Source organism: Rhodanobacter thiooxydans LCS2, assembly GCF_000264375.1.
Lineage (GTDB): Bacteria > Pseudomonadota > Gammaproteobacteria > Xanthomonadales > Rhodanobacteraceae > Rhodanobacter > Rhodanobacter thiooxydans.
In genome coordinates this window covers 326,053-341,428 of record NZ_AJXW01000043.1, presented here as the reverse complement: position 1 = coordinate 341,428, position 15,376 = coordinate 326,053, and the positions used below count along the sequence as shown (strand labels likewise).

Below are 15,376 nucleotides of genomic sequence, written 5' to 3'. Positions count from 1 at the left end.
CCTTCGACGACGCCTTCATCCAGTACGTCGAAGACAAACTCAACAACCGGCCGCGCAAGCGGTTAGGCTATCGCACGCCGCAAGAAGTGTTCGAGCGGTCGTTCAAACGCGCTGCACTTCGGAGTTGAATCCGCCACCTCGCGCGGGCTAATCCGAACGAAGCTGGTGGTTATGGCTGCGGTCGTGCGACCTGTCCCACGACTGGCATGATGCAGTCGCTTTCAGCCGATGGCTACAAGGTGTTCGCGCTGGGCCTGGCCCACAAGAATGGCGATGGCTATTTCTGGTCAGAGCAGATCGCGGATGCTGTTGCCATAATCAGGAGTCGCACTGGCGCGACACAGGTTGACGTGGTTGCCTGGTCCAAGGCGGCTTCCAATGCACGGATGTACATTTCAAACGTGAAGAAGACCTGGGGCACAGCCTATCGAGGAGATGTTCGTCGTCTGCTGTTGCTGGGCTCGGCCAACAACGGGATTGACTTGTCTTTCCGTCATGGCTGGAGCTTCAGCCTTGTCGTTTATCCTGCGTGCGGCGGCGTCATCAATGGCCCAACCCCGCACAATCGACTGATGTGCTACGGTTTTTTCCGTGACGGAGCGGAGTGGACCTATGACTCTCCTTATTTTCCTGGCTCGGCACAATTGCTGAAGCGATGGGACTCGGTTTATCCATTGCCAATCAACGAACAGGACTGGTACACGACTTATTTTGGTGGCCAGGGGTATTACAGCAAAGGCCCGGGTATCGACGCCTATATGGGTAAATCACTGGTCGACGTTATTCGCAACTCACCATCGGCACCAGGTGTTCGCGTGCACAATCTGTGCGGAAATCAGAACGACATAGCGCTCTTGCATAACGAACACACAGGGCCATCGGATGGTGTTGTTTTTATCCAGAGCTGCCGGGATGTAGTAGGTATTGCTAATGATGGTGGTGGTGCCACCATTGCGGTCAACCACCTGGAGCTGGGATGGGAGCCGCTTGCAATCGCCCAGGTCAAGGCTTGGCTGGATGCACCCTGACTGGACGGGATTTGAATCTGTCGCGAACGCAGCGGCGGCACTGTACCAAGGTACAAGTGCCCAGCTTCGCGCGCATGCCTAAGCTCCCTTTATCGGCATTCGCGTGAGCGATGCATTCACTGCAAAAGGGGACGTCATGAAACGCACGCATCTGAGTTCGGCGATCGGTCTGGTTCTGGGTCTGGCCCTGGTGGCGCCACTGCAAGCACAGCAGGCGAACGAGGATGCCAGCGCCAAGCCGACGACGGCGAAGCAGGCCGAGGCGAAGCAGCTGCAGGAAGTGACGGTCAGCGCGCGTCGCCGCGACGAGTCGCTGGAAAAGGTGCCGGTGGCGGTCACCGCGTTCAGCGGCGAGGACATGAAGGACCTGCAGGCGAACAGCGTCGACGGCCTGCAGGGCGCGGTGCCGAACATGAACATCGTGCAGGGCCGGGGTTCGTCCTCGGCGGTGAACATCTTCATCCGCGGCATCGGCCAGCCCGACGCGCTGCAGACCTTCGACCCGGGCGTGGGCATGTACGTCGATGACGTCTACTACTCGCGCATCCAGGGCGGATTGATCAGCCTGTTCGACGTCGAGCGCGTGGAAGTGCTGCGCGGCCCGCAGGGCACGCTGTACGGCAAGAACTCCACCGGCGGCGCGGTCAAGGTGGTGACGAAGAACCCGAGCGACAGTACCGAAGGCTCGGTCGAGGCCGGTTTCGGCAACTACGGCCGGCGCGAAGGCAAGTTCTACCTTGGCGGTCCGCTGGGTGGTGCATGGTCGGCCTCGATCGCCGGCGGCCTGACCAGGACCGACGGCTATGTCACCGATCCGTCCACCGGCCACAAGTACAACGACGAGGACAACAAGTCCGTACGTGGCAAGCTGCGCTACCACCCGTCGGAGAATTTCGATGCAGTGCTCAGTCTCGACTACACCAAGCAGGACACCGGCCTCACCCTGGGCCAGCCGGTCTCCGTGCTGAAGCGCACCGACTTGGTGTTCGGTTCGGTGGCGCTGTACACCCCCGATCCGGACAAGAAATACGACTTCAAGACGCGCACCTCGTTCAACCCGGACAAGGGCCAGAAACTCGAGCACAAGGGTGCCGCGCTGAACCTCAACTGGAAGCTGTCCGACCGCTGGAACCTCAAGAGCATCAGCGCGTTCCGCAAGCTCGACAGCGATTCCTACATCGACATCGACGCCTCGCAGTTCCAGTTGGGCGACGTGCTGGTCGACTTCCACCAGAAGCAGGCCAGCCAGGAACTGCAGCTGCAGTACGACAACGGCAGCAACCTGCAGGCGGTGTATGGCCTGTACTGGTTGCGCGAGACCGTGCCGTCGCACCAGGAAGCGTACGCCAGCGACCTGTTCGCGCTGGCCGGCAAACGGATCAATTTCCTGCGCACCATCGACGACGATCTCACCACCACTACGTACGCCGGCTTTGCCCACATGAACTGGGAGTTCGTGCCGAGCTGGACGCTGGCCGCGGGCGTGCGCTACAGCAGCGACCACAAGGACTACGACCGCAGCACCAGCACGTTCTGGGGCGTGCCGTTCGGCAGGTTGAACGAGACCGTGGCCTTCAACGCGAGCAAGCGCTGGAACGCATGGACGCCCACACTCAGCCTGCAGAAGCAGCTCGATCCGCAGACCATGGTCTACGCCTCGGCCAGCCGCGGCTTCAAGTCCGGCGGCTTCAACGGCCGCGCCAACACCAAAGCCGAAACGAAGAGTGCCGAGTACAACCCCGAGTACGTGTGGACCTACGAATTGGGCCTGAAATGGCGCTCGGCCGACAACAAGCTGCAAGCGAACCTGGCCGCGTTCCACAGCAACTACACGGACTTCCAGGCCCGCGTGTCGGAAGTGCAGAACCCAGGCTCGATCACCCCGACCTTCGCCTTCCCGGTGATCAACGCGGCCAAGCTGAAGATGGACGGCATCGAGTTCGAAGGTGCCGCCGTGTTCGGCCAGGGCACCCGATTGTCGGCCCAGGTCGGCTACATGGACGCGCGCTACTCCAAGTTCGTCGACCATCGCCTCAATCCCAGCGATCCGTTGTACAACCCGCGCCTGCACGACCACGTACCGTTCTCGCCGACCTGGACCTCACGGGTTGCAGCCACGCAGGCATTCAGCCTGAGCGACGGCAGCGCAATCACCATCGGCGCCGACTGGTCGTACCGCAGCGAGACCTGGCTGAGCGTGGACAACTACGACGCGCTGAGCCAGAAGGCCTACTCGGTCACCGGCCTGTTCGGCATCTACGACTCCGCCGACGGTCACTGGCAGCTCCGCGCCGGCGTGCGCAACCTCGGCGACAAGGTCTACAAGACCGATGGCCAGGAGTTCTCCAGCGTTGGCAATATCCGCACCGCGTACTACGGCATGCCGCGCAACTGGTACGCCAACGTGCGCTACAACTTCTGATCCACGCCAACCCGCAGGAGCTCGCTGGCGGGCTTCTGCGGATACCTTGTGAACCTGCAAGACGGAGCGAGCCGATGAATACCCGATGGATAGCCCGCCTGCTGTGGCTGGCCCTGCTGGCCAGCGGCGGCGTTTGTGCGAAAGACACCGGTTCGGGCCTTCCCGGATTGAAGCTGGACCCGGCGCGCACCGCCGTGGTCGGCCTCTCTTCGGGGGCGTACATGGCCGGCCAGGTGCAGATGGCCTACCCGGAGCTGTTCCCGAACGCGGCCCTGGTCGCGGGCGGCCCGTACGGCTGCGCCGATGGCAAGCTGGACGTGGCGCTGGGCAACTGCATGAAAGGCACGCCGGCACCGGACGTGGCCGCGCTGGTGGCCCATGCCGCGAAGCGCTCGGCGGCGGGCGAGATCGGTGCGCTGAAGGATCTCGCCCATGCGCACGTCTATCTGCTGCACGGCAAGGACGATGCGCTGGTGGCCCCTGCGGTGGCCGAGGCGGGGGCGCAGTTCTACCGGCAACTGCGCGACGCCACGCCGGCGCTGAAGGGCATGCAGGTGCACGACGATGGCGCGCGCGCGTTCGCGCACAACCTGCCGGTAGCCGCCCGCGGCGACGATTGCGACAAGTCGGTGGCGCCATATCTGGGTCACTGCGGTTTCGACGCGGCCGGCGAGATCTTCGCGCAGATGTTCGGCAAGCCGGCACGCTCGGCAGACAAGGCGCAGGGCGAGCTGCGCACGTTCGACCAGGATGCGCTGCGCCCCGGCGGCGCCGACGCGTTCCTGGCCGACACCGGCTACGTCTACCTGCCGCCGGCCTGCCTCGCCGGCAAGCCCTGTGGCCTGGTGGTGGCCTTCCACGGCTGCAAGCAGAACGCCGCCGCGGTGGGCAAGACCTTCGTCGCGGACGCTGGCTTCAACCGCTGGGCCGACGTCTACGACGTGGCGGTGCTATATCCTCAGACCCGCGCAAGTTTCGCGCCCTTGAATCCGCAAGCATGCTGGGACTGGTGGGGATATTCCGGAGCCGATTACGACAGCCGCCACGGCGTGCAGCTGCGCTGGGTGGTGAACGCGGTGCGCGCACTGGGGTTGCCGGCGGGGCATTGATGGCGGCGCGCCGTCGGCGCTTTTGCTTTTCTGTAGGAGCGCACCCTGTGCGCGATGCTCTTGCTCTTGCCGCCTTCAGAGCGAAAAGCTCCAGAAGCAAGAGCTTTCGTCTGCCTACGGCAGCCGAGTTACGTTCTCTTTGCGTGGCCAAAGAGAAAGTAACCAAAGAGAAAGGCCACCCCGCTTCCGCGCTTTCCGGGCATCGGGCAACCGCTCCTGCGTTGCCTCAACTCGGGCATCCATGCTCTCGCCGTGCCCGGAAAGTTCGCGGTCGGGCTACGGGGTTTGTCGACAGGGCATCCTGCCCTGATGACAAACTGGTTCGCATCCATGCGAACCACCCTGCGGGCTTTCCTCCGCCCGGCCGCCGCTGCAGAGGGGCCCCCGGTAGAGCAGCGCGCATCCTGCGCGCACTCTTCAGAGGAGCCAGATCGGGAGCAGGAGCAAAGCCACGGCAAAGCGACGCTTTGCCGTGGCTTTGGCTTTTCGGCTTCATCATCGAGTGCGGGCCACGATGGCCCGCTGCTCTACCCGGGGTCCCTTGCGCGGCGGTGAGTCGGGGTCGACAGGCCGCGAAGCGGGAGCCGACAGGGATGTCGGCTCCTTTTCGCGCGGGCAGGATGCCCGCTCAAAAAGCCCGGCCCCGACTCACGGACTTGCCGGGCACGGCGAGGGCATGGATGTCCGAGTTGAGGCAACGCGGGAGCGGTTGCCCGATGCCCGGCAAGCGCCAAGCGGGGTGGCCTTCTCTTTTGGTTACTTTTCTCTTGGCCACGCAAGAGAAAAGTGACTCGGTCGCCGCAGGCGATCGACCGCTCTTCGCTCTGAATGCAGAAAGAGCATCGCGCACAGGGCGCGCTCCTACAGGCGCGGGAGGGCGAAGGCGTTTCGCTTTGATGGAGCGGCGCGGCGCGAGCGCGGCTTTGCGGCTGGAGCCGTGCCCGCCATCAAGGCGGCGTCCATGCTGAGCGCCAGCGTCATCGCCATCGCGGCGCTGTGCTGGCTCGGCCTGCTGTTCGGCGTGGCCCTGCTCGGCGAGCGGCGGCCGCAACTGTTCGAGAAGCGCTGGGCGATCGTGTACGCGCTGTCGCTGGCGATCCACTGCACCTCGTGGACGTTCTACGGCACGGTGACCCAGGCCAGCCGTTCGGGCTGGTGGCTGCCGCCGACGTTTGTCGGGGCGATCCTGATGTATCTGTTCGCGCTGAAGTTCCTCGGCCGGCTGGTGCAACTGGTACGCGAATACAACGCCGGCTCGCTGGCCGACCTGATCGCGGTACGGCTGGGGCGGCATTCCGGGCTGGCGGCGCTGGTCACCGCGGTGGTGGTGATCGGCATCGTGCCGTACATCGCGCTGCAGCTGAAAGCGGTGGCGATGAGCTACGGCATCCTCAGCCACGGCCAACTGGCCGAATCCAGTCCGTGGCAGGACAGTGCGCTGTACGTGGCGTTGCTGATGGCGTTGTTCGCGATGCTGTTCGGCACGCGGCGGGCGTCGACTATGGCGCACAACCGCGGCCTGGTGCTGGCGATGGCGTTCGAGTCGCTGTTCAAGCTCGGCGCCATGCTGGCGCTGGGCACGTTGCTGTTCACCGCCTTGCCGACAGGCTTGCCGAACTACGTGCCGCCGCCGCCGGACAGCGGCGGTTTCCCGGCGCTGATCCTGCTCGGCGCGCTGGCGATGTTCACCATGCCGCACCAGTTCTACGCGGGCATCGTGGAGTGTCGCGACGACGGGCAGCTGCGCACCGCGCGCTGGCTGTTCCCGCTGTATCTGCTGCTGATCTCGCTGCCGATCCTGCCGTTGGCGCGGCTGGGCGATGCGTGGCTGGGGTCGAGCGGGGTGTCGTCGGACATGTACGTGCTGGCGTTGCCGCTGGCGCGCGGCGAGCATGGCCTGGCGTTGGTCGCGTTTCTGGGTGGCCTGAGCGCGGCCACCAGCATGGTGGTGATCGCCACGCTGGCGTTGAGCCTGATGGTGGTCAACCATTTCATCGCGCCGCTGCGCGTGCGCGCCGGCTGGGGGCGCGACGAACACGGCGACCTGCGCGGCGAGCTGCTGAACCACCGGCGCGTGGCGATCCTGGTGCTGATCCTGCTGGCGTGGGCGTACAGCCGCGTGCTGGCGCGCAACGAGGCGCTGGCCGACATCGGCGCGATCTCATTCTCCGCGCTGGCCGGGCTCACCCCGGCGCTGTTGGCAGCGGTGTACCGGCCGCAGCTGGGCTCGCGTGCGGTGATGGCCGGGCTCACCGCCGGTACCCTGGTGTGGGTTTATGCGGTGCTGCCGACCCTGTTGCCGGTCGCGCCGGCATGGCTGCGTGGTGGACCGTTCGGTCTGCACTGGCTGGCGCCGGACGATCTGCTCGGGCTCGGCAACTGGAACCGGCTGGGCCGTGCCGTGGTGGTGAGCCTGCTGGCCAACATCGTGGTGATGCTGGCGGTGGCCGGCTCGCGCTTCGGCAGGGCGGCGCGTGTGGTCAGCGTAGGCGATGTCGGCCTGGTCGAGTTGCGCGCGCTGGCGATGCGCTTCCTGCCGTCGGAGCGGGTCGATCACCTGTTTGCCAACGCGCCCGCTGCGGGGCCTGCCGGCAGTGCGCGGGTCGCCGAGGTCGAGCACGAGCTGGCTGCGGTGATCGGCGCTGCCTCGGCGCGATTGCTGCTGGAGGTGGTGCACCGGCAGGGCCGCGACGACCTGGACACGGTAGTGGCGATCGTCGGCGAGGCGGCGCAGGACCTGCGCTTCAACCAGCGCGTGCTGGAGGCGGCGCTGGAGAACATGAGCCAGGGCATTTGCGTGGTCGACGCCGAACTGCGCCTGGTCGCCTGGAACACCCCGTATGCACAACTGTTCGACTACCCGCCCGAACTGCTGCAGGTAGGCCGCCCGGTGGCCGAACTGACCCGCCACAACATCGACGCCGGCATGCTCGGTCCCGGCGAAACGGATGCGCGCGTGCAGCGGCGGCTGGCGCACATGCGGGCCGGCACGCGGCATCTGTCCGAGCGGCGTTTCCCCGGCGACACCATCGTCGAGATCCGCGGTAACCCGATGCCCGACGGCGGCTTCGTGGCCACCTTCACCGACGTCACCGCGTTCCGTCAAGCTGAGGCCGCGCTGAAGCGCGTCAATGAGACGCTGGAGCTGCGGGTGGAGGAACGCACCCGCGAACTGGCCGCGGCCTCGGCCGAGGCGCAGGCGGCGAATGCGTCGAAGAGCCGCTTCCTCACCGCGGTCAGCCACGACCTGATGCAGCCGCTGCATGCGGCGCAGCTGTTCGCCCACTCGCTCACCGAGCGCGACGGGGATGCGGCCACCGCGCAGCACCTCAACGGCGCGCTGGCCGCCACCGAAGGCCTGCTCACCGGCCTGCTCGACGTGGCCCGGCTCGAGGGCGGCCGCCTGCATCCGCAACCGCGCGCATTCGCGCTGGCCGAGATACTCGATCCGCTGGCTGCGGAATTCCGCGCGATCGCGCTCGACCGCGGCGTGCGGTTGGACGTGGTCGGCACGCGTGCCTGGGTGCGTTCCGATCCGCAGCTGCTGCGCCGGGTGCTGCAGAACTTCCTGTCCAACGCGTTGCGCTATACCGAGCATGGCCGCGTGCTGCTGGGCGTGCGCCGGCATGGCGCGCTGCTGCGCGTCGAGGTGTGGGACACCGGTCCCGGCATTGCGTCCGAAGAGCAGCAGTTGATCTTCCAGGAGTTCCGTCGCGGCAGCACGGCGGGCGGACAAGGGCTCGGGCTGGGCCTGTCGATCGCGCAGCGCATGGCCGACCTGCTCGGCCATCCGCTCGGGCTGCGTTCCTGGCCTGGCCGAGGCAGCGTGTTCCATCTCGACGTGCCGTTGGCGCGCGCGGCCATCCGGCTGCCGCCGATCGTCGACACGCCGCGCTCGCTGCCGGCTGGCCGCGCGTTGGTGCTGGACAACGAGCCGGCCGCGCTCGCCGCGCTCGGCAGTCTGCTGACCAGTTGGGGCTGGCACGTGCATGCAGCACGTAACTCCGCGCAGGCGCTGGCGGCACCGTGGCGGCCGGATCTGCACATCCTCGATTTCCACCTCGACGGCGGCCAGACCGGGCTGGAGGCGTGGGAACTGCTGCGTGCGCGGCACGCCGACGTGCCGACCGTGATGCTCACCGCCGACCGCGACGGTGAGCTGCGCCAGCGGTTGCTGGAAGCCGGCATCAGCGTGCTCTACAAGCCGCTCAAGCCGCTGGCGTTGCGGCAGGTTCTGCAGCGGGTTGCGGCCGGCCTGCCGCGGTCGTGACGGCAGGCGCCGCGGCCCAGGCGGGATTGCTCCGTGGCTGCGCTGGGCGATGCCCCCGCATGCATCCCGAGCTCTACCTACGGCTTGGGTCGCGGGGTCGTTGCCACACTCGGCGGCAGGATCGGCAGTGTGACAACAGGCTGCTCGCCGGTCAGTGCGCCAAGGAAAGTCTGGATTTTCCCAACCTCGTCGTCGGTCAGCGTGGCGCCAAGCTGGCTGCTCCCCATGATCGCAATCGCCTGCCGCAGATCCCAGACCTTGCCAGTGTGGAAATAGGGAGCGGTAAGGGTGATGTTGCGCAGCGAGGGCACCCGGAATACGTATTCGTCGCTGACGGTCTTGGTCACCGTGAAACGCCCCTTGTCGCCCGGCGGCAGAATCTCGGCGCCGGGGCGCTCGACGACGCCGAACGGGGCGTACATGCCGCCACCGATGTTGACGCCGTTATGGCAGGCGGCGCAGCCCTTGCTGATGAACAGCGCCAATCCCTCTTTCTGAACGGCATCGAGCGCTTTGTCGTCGCCGCCGAGGTAGCGGTCGAACGGCGCATGGGGCGTGATCAATGTCGCCTCGAACACAGCGATGGCTTTGCGAACGTTGTCGAGCGTGATCGGGTCGGACGCGCCGGGATAGGCCTTGGCAAACGCGGTGGCATAGCCTGGAATGCCTTTGAGTTGCTCGACGACGTGCGTTTCCGTGGTGCCCATTTCGACCGGATTGACCAGCGGTCCGCCGGCCTGTTGTTCGAGATCCTTCGCCCTTCCATCCCAGAATTGCGCGACATCGAACACGGCGTTGTAGACGGTGGGTGCGTTGCGCCCGCCATGCTGCCAGCGATGGCCCAGCGAGGTTTCCTGCAGGTCGACGCCACCCATGCCGACCATGTGGCAGGAATTGCAGCTGATGATGTGGCTTTCGGAGAGACGGGGCTCGAAGTAGAGCATTTTGCCAAGGGCCAGCTTGGCGGGTGTCGAATCATTGCCCGGTAGCGACGGCGCACTGGCGGGTATCGGCTTGAACAGTCCCTGTGCCTGTTTCATCAAGGCCGACTGCGACCAGGCCGCGCCTGGTGCACAGCAAGCAAGGACAATCAGGGATGCGACCGCTTTCGAGTACATGGAGAAACCTCCTTGCTCGCTTGCGCGATGACCCGCGTGGAATGTGTGTGGCATCCATGGATGCCGTGCCGGGACAGAGCGCCATCCAGGGCCGGCCCGCAGCATGGTCGACAACCGCTCGCGGGGGACGGTTTCCGCCACATGCCGCAGGATGATCGCGCTGCCCGGACCGCGCCTAGTTGATCCGCATCAACAACTCGGCTGGATATCGCACGGGCATGCAGGCTGCCAGGTCTGGCGGAGCGGCCCAGGCACGGAGTTGGACGTCAGGCGGTCGGAGGCTCATGCCGTTCTTGCCGGCTCCCCCAGCTCCAGCGCCCGCAGCACCATTCCCGCCTGGGTTCGATTGCGCACCTTGAGCTTTTCGAAGATCGCCGTGACGTGCGCTTTCACCGTGCGTTCCTGGATGCCGAGCTGATCGGCGATCTGCTTGTTGAGCAGTCCCTCGGCCAGCAAGGCGAGCACTCGGGACTGCTGCTCGGTGAGGCGGGCGAGGCGACTGGCGAGGTCGGCGTCGGCCGGGTTGACGGGCAGGGCGGCGACGGCTTCGGCCAGTCCGGGTGGCAGCCAGCTGCCGCAGTCGAGCACGCTGCGGATCGCCACGCCGATCTCGGCGGGGCTGGCGCTCTTGGGGATGAAGCCGGCGGCGCCGTGGTCGAGCACGCGGCGCACGATGCGCGGGTCGTCGTGGGCGGACACCACCAGCACGGCGACGCCGGGGTGCTGGCCGCGCAGTGCGGCCAAGCCGGACAAGCCCTGGCTGCCAGGCATGTGCAGGTCGAGCAGGACCAGGTCCGTATCCGGCTCGGCGGCCAGCCCGGCGAGTACCCCGGGCAGGTCGGCCGCCTCGCGCACGCTGCAATCATCGAGGTTCTCGCCGGCCGCCAGACGCAGCGCGGCGCGAAACAGCGGGTGGTCGTCGGCGATCAGCAGCTTCGTCATGGGGTTGACGTTAGCGGGCCGCGGCGACCGCGTCGAGTTCGGCGCGTGGACTTTCGTACGATGGCGGCCGCCGGTGCACTTGTTATGGTGGCTGGATGAAGAAATCCGTGCGCATTTCGCTGCCGCTGTTCTTGTCCGCGCTGGTATCGGTCATGCTGTCGGCCTGTGCCAGCCAGGGGACGAGGAAGGAGTCTGTCATGCATGAGGTCGATTACGGCGACGTGCGGGTGACCGGGCATCGCGGCCATGACGACCTGCTGAGTGCAGGCCTGGGCCTGGCGGGTCTGGCCAGTGCGCCATCGCCGTTCGCCAACCCGCTGGACCCAGACGCGGTGGAACTGCGCCGGCGCGCCATCCAGACCAGTTGGAAAGGCATCGCCGATCTCGGCCCGCTCGGCGGCTACGGCACTGTCTACGGCGGCGTGCCGGACGTGCCGGGGCGCGAGTACCAGACGTTCGCGCGCATCCCCGGCGCCCGTTCGCCGCATCGCGTGCTGCTGCAGTTGCCGGACAATTTCGACCGGCAGAAGCGTTGCCTGGTGGTGACCGCCTCGTCCGGTTCGCGCGGTATCTACGGCGCGATCGCGCTGGCCGGCGCGTGGGGTCTACCGCACGGCTGCGCGGTGGCGTACACCGACAAGGGCACTGGCGCGGGTTACTTCGATTACGCCGACGACAGCGGCGTGGCGCTGGACGGCCGTCGCGTGAAGCGCGGCGAGGCGGAACTGGAGTTCCAGCCGCCGCCGGCATCGTCCAGCGCGGGCATCGCGATCAAGCACGCGCATTCGGGCGACAACCCGGAAGGTGACTGGGGCCGCCACGTGATCCAGGCGGCGCAGTTCGGGCTGGCCATGCTCGACCGCGCGTTCCCTGGCGAAGCGCCGTTCACGCCACAGAACACGAAGATCATCGCCGTCGGCATTTCCAATGGCGGCGGGGCCGTGCTGCAGGCGGCGGGACTGGACCAGGAACACTTCTTCGCCGGCGTGGTGGCGCTGGAACCGAACGTGCACGTGAAGGACCGCGGTCGCGCGCTGTACGACTACGCCACCGAGGCGGCGATCTGGCTGTCATGCGCGCTGAGCGCGGAGCTTTTTGCCCCGGTGCCGCTGGCGCGCGGGCCGCGTGGCGTGCCGTTGCCGGCATGGCCGATCCGCTGCGCCAGCCTGCGCGCGCAGGGCAAGCTCGACGGCAGCACCATCGCGGCGCAGGCGGAACAGGCGCGGCAATACCTGCACGCGCGCGGCTGGACCGACGAGGCGATGCAGACGGCGGCCAGCACGACTGCCTTCGACCTGTGGCGGGCGGTCGCCGCGGGCTACGCCTCGGCCTACCTGCGCCGCGGCGCCGCCGACATGCCGTGCGGTTTTCACTACGCGGCGATCGGCGCGGGCGGGCTGCCGGGCGTGGCCGATCCGATGACGCGGGCCAGCTGGTGGGCAGACGGCTCGGGCATCCCGCCGGGCAATGGCATCGGCCTGTTCGGCGGCATGAACGTCTCGACCGATCCCACCCTCATCGGCAGCGAATGCCTGCGCGCGCTGTGGACCGGCGACGACCACGAATCACAGATGCTGCACGCCGCGGTCGCGGCCACCGCGGCGCGGCTGCCGCGCAAGGACCTGCCGCTGTGGGTGCTGCATGGCGCCGGCGACGGCCTGCTGCCGACCGCGTTCAGCTCCGAACCCTACGTGGCCTGGCTGCGCGACGAAGGGCGCCGGCCGATCTACTGGAAGGTGCCGCACGCGCAGCACTTCGACGCGTTCCTGGCGCTGCCCGGTTTCGGCGAACACTACGTGCCGCTGCTGCCGTATGGTTACGCCGCGCTGGATCGGCTGTGGGCCTATCTGTACGAAGGCGCGACGTGGCCGCTCGACGCGCCGGTGCCGGCCGCACGGCCGCGTGGGGTCGGCCCGCTGGAGCGGGCCGCGCTGGGTCTATAGATATTGCTGGGTTATCCTTGACCGTCCACGCGCCGGCGCTCCGGCGCGCAGCCGCCTTCAGACCCAAGGATTTGCGATGACCATCAACGTCACCTTCACCACCAACCGCGGCCCGATCCACCTGCGCCTGCACGAAGACAAGGCGCCGGTCACCGTCGCCAGTTTCGTCAACCTGGCCCGCCGCGGCTACTACGACGGCCTGTCGTTCCATCGCGTGATCGCCGACTTCATGATCCAGGGCGGTTGCCCCGAGGGCAGCGGCCGTGGCGGTCCGGGCTACAAGTTCGAGGACGAGTTCAATCCGTCGCTGCGCCACGACAAGCCGGGCGTGCTGTCGATGGCGAATGCCGGCCCGCGCACCAACGGCAGCCAGTTCTTCATCACCCACGGCCCGACGCCGTGGCTGGATGGCAAGCACAGCGTGTTCGGCGAAGTGGTCGACGCGGCCGACATGGACGTGGTCAACGCGATCCGTCAGGGCGACACGATCGAGAAGGTCAGCGTGGAAGGCGACGTCGACGCGCTGCTGGCGGCGCAGGCCGACCGCGTGGCGGAATGGAACGCGGTGCTCGACCGGCGCGGCTGAGCGGGTGCCTTCGTGCCCAAGGGAAACCGCCGGCCGCCCGCCGGCGGTTTTTTTGTGGTCGTCTCTGCCGGGTTTTCACGCGACCTTGTCATGGCGGATTCCCGGGGCGCTTATGATCGCCGCGCCGCATATTCGATCCATCACCATGCAGGGAGAACGACGATGTCATTCCTCGATGATTTGCTCGGTGGCCAGGGACAACAGGGGGCGCCAGCCGGCGCCGGTTCGCTGATTGCCGTCGCGGGCCAGCTGATCGAGAAGGCGGGCGGCGTGCAGGGCCTGGTCGGCATGCTGCAACAGCATGGGCTCGGCACTGCGGTGCAGTCGTGGGTCGGCACCGGCGCCAACCAGCCGGTGTCAGCCGAGCAACTGGGCCAGGCGCTGCAGAACGGCGGCCTCGGGTCGCTGGTGCAGGAAGCGGCGGGCAAGCTGGGCATGGATCCGAATGCGTTGCTGGGCGGCCTGTCGAAGATGCTTCCGCAGGCGGTCGACCACATGACGCCGAACGGCCAGCTACCGGGAGAGCAGCAGGAAGCTGGCGGCGGCTTCAACCTCGGCATGCTCGAAGGGCTGGCAGGCAAACTGCTGGGCTGAGGTCGCGGGGCTGAGGGGGCGAGCGGGCCGCTCAGGCCGCGCTGCGCCTTCCCGGCGTGCGCGGGCGACCGCCCCACTGCGGGCGGCGTGATAAAATGCGCGCCTTTGCTTCCTCCCCCTGCGTGAGAACTCCATGCCCCAGCTCGCCCAGCGTGTCGGCCGCGCCAAACCCAGCGCGATCATGGTGATTGCCGAAAAGGCGAAGCAGCTCAAGGCTGCCGGCCGCGACATCATCAGCTTCTCCATTGGTGTACCGAACTTCCTGCCGGGCGAGCACGTGTACGCTGCGGCGCGCGAGTCGCTGTCGCACGATTCCGGCCAGTACGGCAGCAACCGCGGCGCCGACGCATTGCTGGATGCGTTCCTGAAGCACATCGAGGCGCTGGGTTTCACTGGCTATACGCGGATGAACCTGTCGATCGGCATCGGCGCCAAGCAGGTGCTGTACAACCTGGCCGAGGCGCTGCTGGACGAGGGCGACGAGATCGCCTTCGCCGCGCCGTACTGGACCACCTACCGCGACATCGCTGACATCGTGGGCGCGAAGACCAACGTGATGCATTGCGGGCCGGAGCAGAACTACAAGCTCACCCCGGCCCAGCTCGACGCGGCGCTGGCACGCAAGCCTAAGGTGTTCCTGTTCAACAACCCGTCCAACCCGACCGGCATGGTCTACACGCGCGAGGAGATCGCCGCGCTGGCCGAGATGCTGGTGAAGTACCCGGACACCTGGGTGATCACCGACGACATCTACAATGCGATGGTGTTCGACGGGCTGGGCTACCACAACTTCGTGCACGCGAAGCCGGAGCTGCGCGAGCGGGTGATCTTCGTCGACTCGGTGTCCAAGACCTACGGCATGCCGGGCTGGCGCGTCGGCCTGCTGGCCGGGCCGGAGTCGGTGGCCAAGGCGGTGACCACGCTCAACTCCAACCACATCACCAGCCTGCCGGAAGTGGTCAGCGCCGCCGCCGTCGCGGCCCTATCGGGTCCGCAGGACATCCCGCAGGTCAAGTGCAAGGATTTCGCCGACCGGCGCGACATCGTGTTCACCGCACTCACCGCCATCCCCGGCGTAGTCTGCCCGCGGCCGCAGGGCGCGTTCTACGCGTTCCCGGACATCTCGGTGGCGTTCGGCAAGAGCCACGGCGGCACGAAGATCGGCAACGATGTGGAGTTCTGCGCTGCGCTGCTGGAAGCCACGGGCGTCGCCTGCGTGCCGGGGTCCGCCTTCGGCGAGCCGCGCGCGATGCGCATTTCCTATACCTGCCCGGCCGCACAATTGCAGCCGGGCCTACAACGTATCCAGCAGTTCTTCGCCGAGCTGACTTGAAGTCCGGGTTCTTCAACCGAATCCCGAATCC

General features: G+C 67.0%; 10 protein-coding genes. 8 read left to right on the top strand and 2 right to left on the bottom strand.

The window, feature by feature from the left end; genetic code table 11:
- Nucleotides 1-206 precede the first annotated feature (206 nt).
- The 4 genes from UUA_RS19345 to UUA_RS10395 all read left to right on the top strand — a co-directional run bounded on the left by UUA_RS19345 (nucleotide 207) and on the right by UUA_RS10395 (nucleotide 8,829).
- Nucleotides 207-1,028 (top strand): esterase/lipase family protein, encoded by an 822-nt coding sequence (locus UUA_RS19345; RefSeq protein ID WP_153023011.1) that lies wholly within the window; start codon nucleotides 207-209, stop codon nucleotides 1,026-1,028.
- Nucleotides 1,029-1,164: 136 nt separating this feature from the next.
- Entirely contained in the window at nucleotides 1,165-3,450 is a 2,286-nt protein-coding gene (locus tag UUA_RS10405; RefSeq protein ID WP_008436582.1) for a TonB-dependent receptor, read from the top strand.
- 74 nt (nucleotides 3,451-3,524) lie between these two features.
- Entirely contained in the window at nucleotides 3,525-4,559 is a 1,035-nt protein-coding gene (locus tag UUA_RS10400; protein WP_008436581.1) for an extracellular catalytic domain type 2 short-chain-length polyhydroxyalkanoate depolymerase, read from the top strand.
- A 961-nt stretch (nucleotides 4,560-5,520) separates the two neighbouring features.
- On the top strand, nucleotides 5,521-8,829 hold the full coding sequence (locus tag UUA_RS10395; RefSeq protein WP_008436580.1) for a hybrid sensor histidine kinase/response regulator: 3,309 nt from the start codon (nucleotides 5,521-5,523) through the stop codon (nucleotides 8,827-8,829).
- Nucleotides 8,830-8,906: 77 nt separating this feature from the next.
- Here the strand turns inward: UUA_RS10395 and UUA_RS10390 are convergent, their stop codons facing one another.
- Together UUA_RS10390 and UUA_RS10385 are read right to left on the bottom strand one after the other, a co-directional pair.
- A complete protein-coding gene (locus UUA_RS10390; protein ID WP_039953781.1) occupies nucleotides 8,907-9,947 on the bottom strand; it encodes a cytochrome-c peroxidase in 1,041 nt (346 codons plus the stop codon).
- 282 nt (nucleotides 9,948-10,229) lie between these two features.
- Entirely contained in the window at nucleotides 10,230-10,889 is a 660-nt protein-coding gene (locus UUA_RS10385) for a response regulator transcription factor (protein ID WP_008436577.1), read from the bottom strand.
- 197 nt (nucleotides 10,890-11,086) lie between these two features.
- Between UUA_RS10385 and UUA_RS10380 the strand changes: the two genes are divergently transcribed.
- From UUA_RS10380 to UUA_RS10365, 4 genes are all read left to right on the top strand, one after another.
- On the top strand, nucleotides 11,087-12,832 hold the full coding sequence (locus UUA_RS10380) for a 3-hydroxybutyrate oligomer hydrolase family protein (RefSeq protein WP_008436574.1): 1,746 nt from the start codon (nucleotides 11,087-11,089) through the stop codon (nucleotides 12,830-12,832).
- A 76-nt stretch (nucleotides 12,833-12,908) separates the two neighbouring features.
- Nucleotides 12,909-13,418, top strand: coding sequence for a peptidylprolyl isomerase (locus tag UUA_RS10375; RefSeq protein WP_008436572.1), 510 nt, complete (start codon nucleotides 12,909-12,911; stop codon nucleotides 13,416-13,418).
- A 162-nt stretch (nucleotides 13,419-13,580) separates the two neighbouring features.
- A complete protein-coding gene (locus UUA_RS10370) occupies nucleotides 13,581-14,012 on the top strand; it encodes a YidB family protein (RefSeq protein ID WP_008436570.1) in 432 nt (143 codons plus the stop codon).
- A 133-nt stretch (nucleotides 14,013-14,145) separates the two neighbouring features.
- Nucleotides 14,146-15,345 (top strand): aminotransferase class I/II-fold pyridoxal phosphate-dependent enzyme, encoded by a 1,200-nt coding sequence (locus UUA_RS10365; RefSeq protein WP_008436569.1) that lies wholly within the window; start codon nucleotides 14,146-14,148, stop codon nucleotides 15,343-15,345.
- Nucleotides 15,346-15,376: the final 31 nt, after the last annotated feature.

Coding starts and splice junctions, on each gene's coding strand:
- UUA_RS19345 (WP_153023011.1), top strand. CDS start 207: ATGATGCAGTCGCTTTCAGCCGATGGCTACAAGGTGTTCGCGCTGGGC.
- UUA_RS10405 (WP_008436582.1), top strand. CDS start 1,165: ATGAAACGCACGCATCTGAGTTCGGCGATCGGTCTGGTTCTGGGTCTG.
- UUA_RS10400 (WP_008436581.1), top strand. CDS start 3,525: ATGAATACCCGATGGATAGCCCGCCTGCTGTGGCTGGCCCTGCTGGCC.
- UUA_RS10395 (WP_008436580.1), top strand. CDS start 5,521: ATGCTGAGCGCCAGCGTCATCGCCATCGCGGCGCTGTGCTGGCTCGGC.
- UUA_RS10390 (WP_039953781.1), bottom strand. CDS start 9,947: ATGTACTCGAAAGCGGTCGCATCCCTGATTGTCCTTGCTTGCTGTGCA.
- UUA_RS10385 (WP_008436577.1), bottom strand. CDS start 10,889: ATGACGAAGCTGCTGATCGCCGACGACCACCCGCTGTTTCGCGCCGCG.
- UUA_RS10380 (WP_008436574.1), top strand. CDS start 11,087: ATGCATGAGGTCGATTACGGCGACGTGCGGGTGACCGGGCATCGCGGC.
- UUA_RS10375 (WP_008436572.1), top strand. CDS start 12,909: ATGACCATCAACGTCACCTTCACCACCAACCGCGGCCCGATCCACCTG.
- UUA_RS10370 (WP_008436570.1), top strand. CDS start 13,581: ATGTCATTCCTCGATGATTTGCTCGGTGGCCAGGGACAACAGGGGGCG.
- UUA_RS10365 (WP_008436569.1), top strand. CDS start 14,146: ATGCCCCAGCTCGCCCAGCGTGTCGGCCGCGCCAAACCCAGCGCGATC.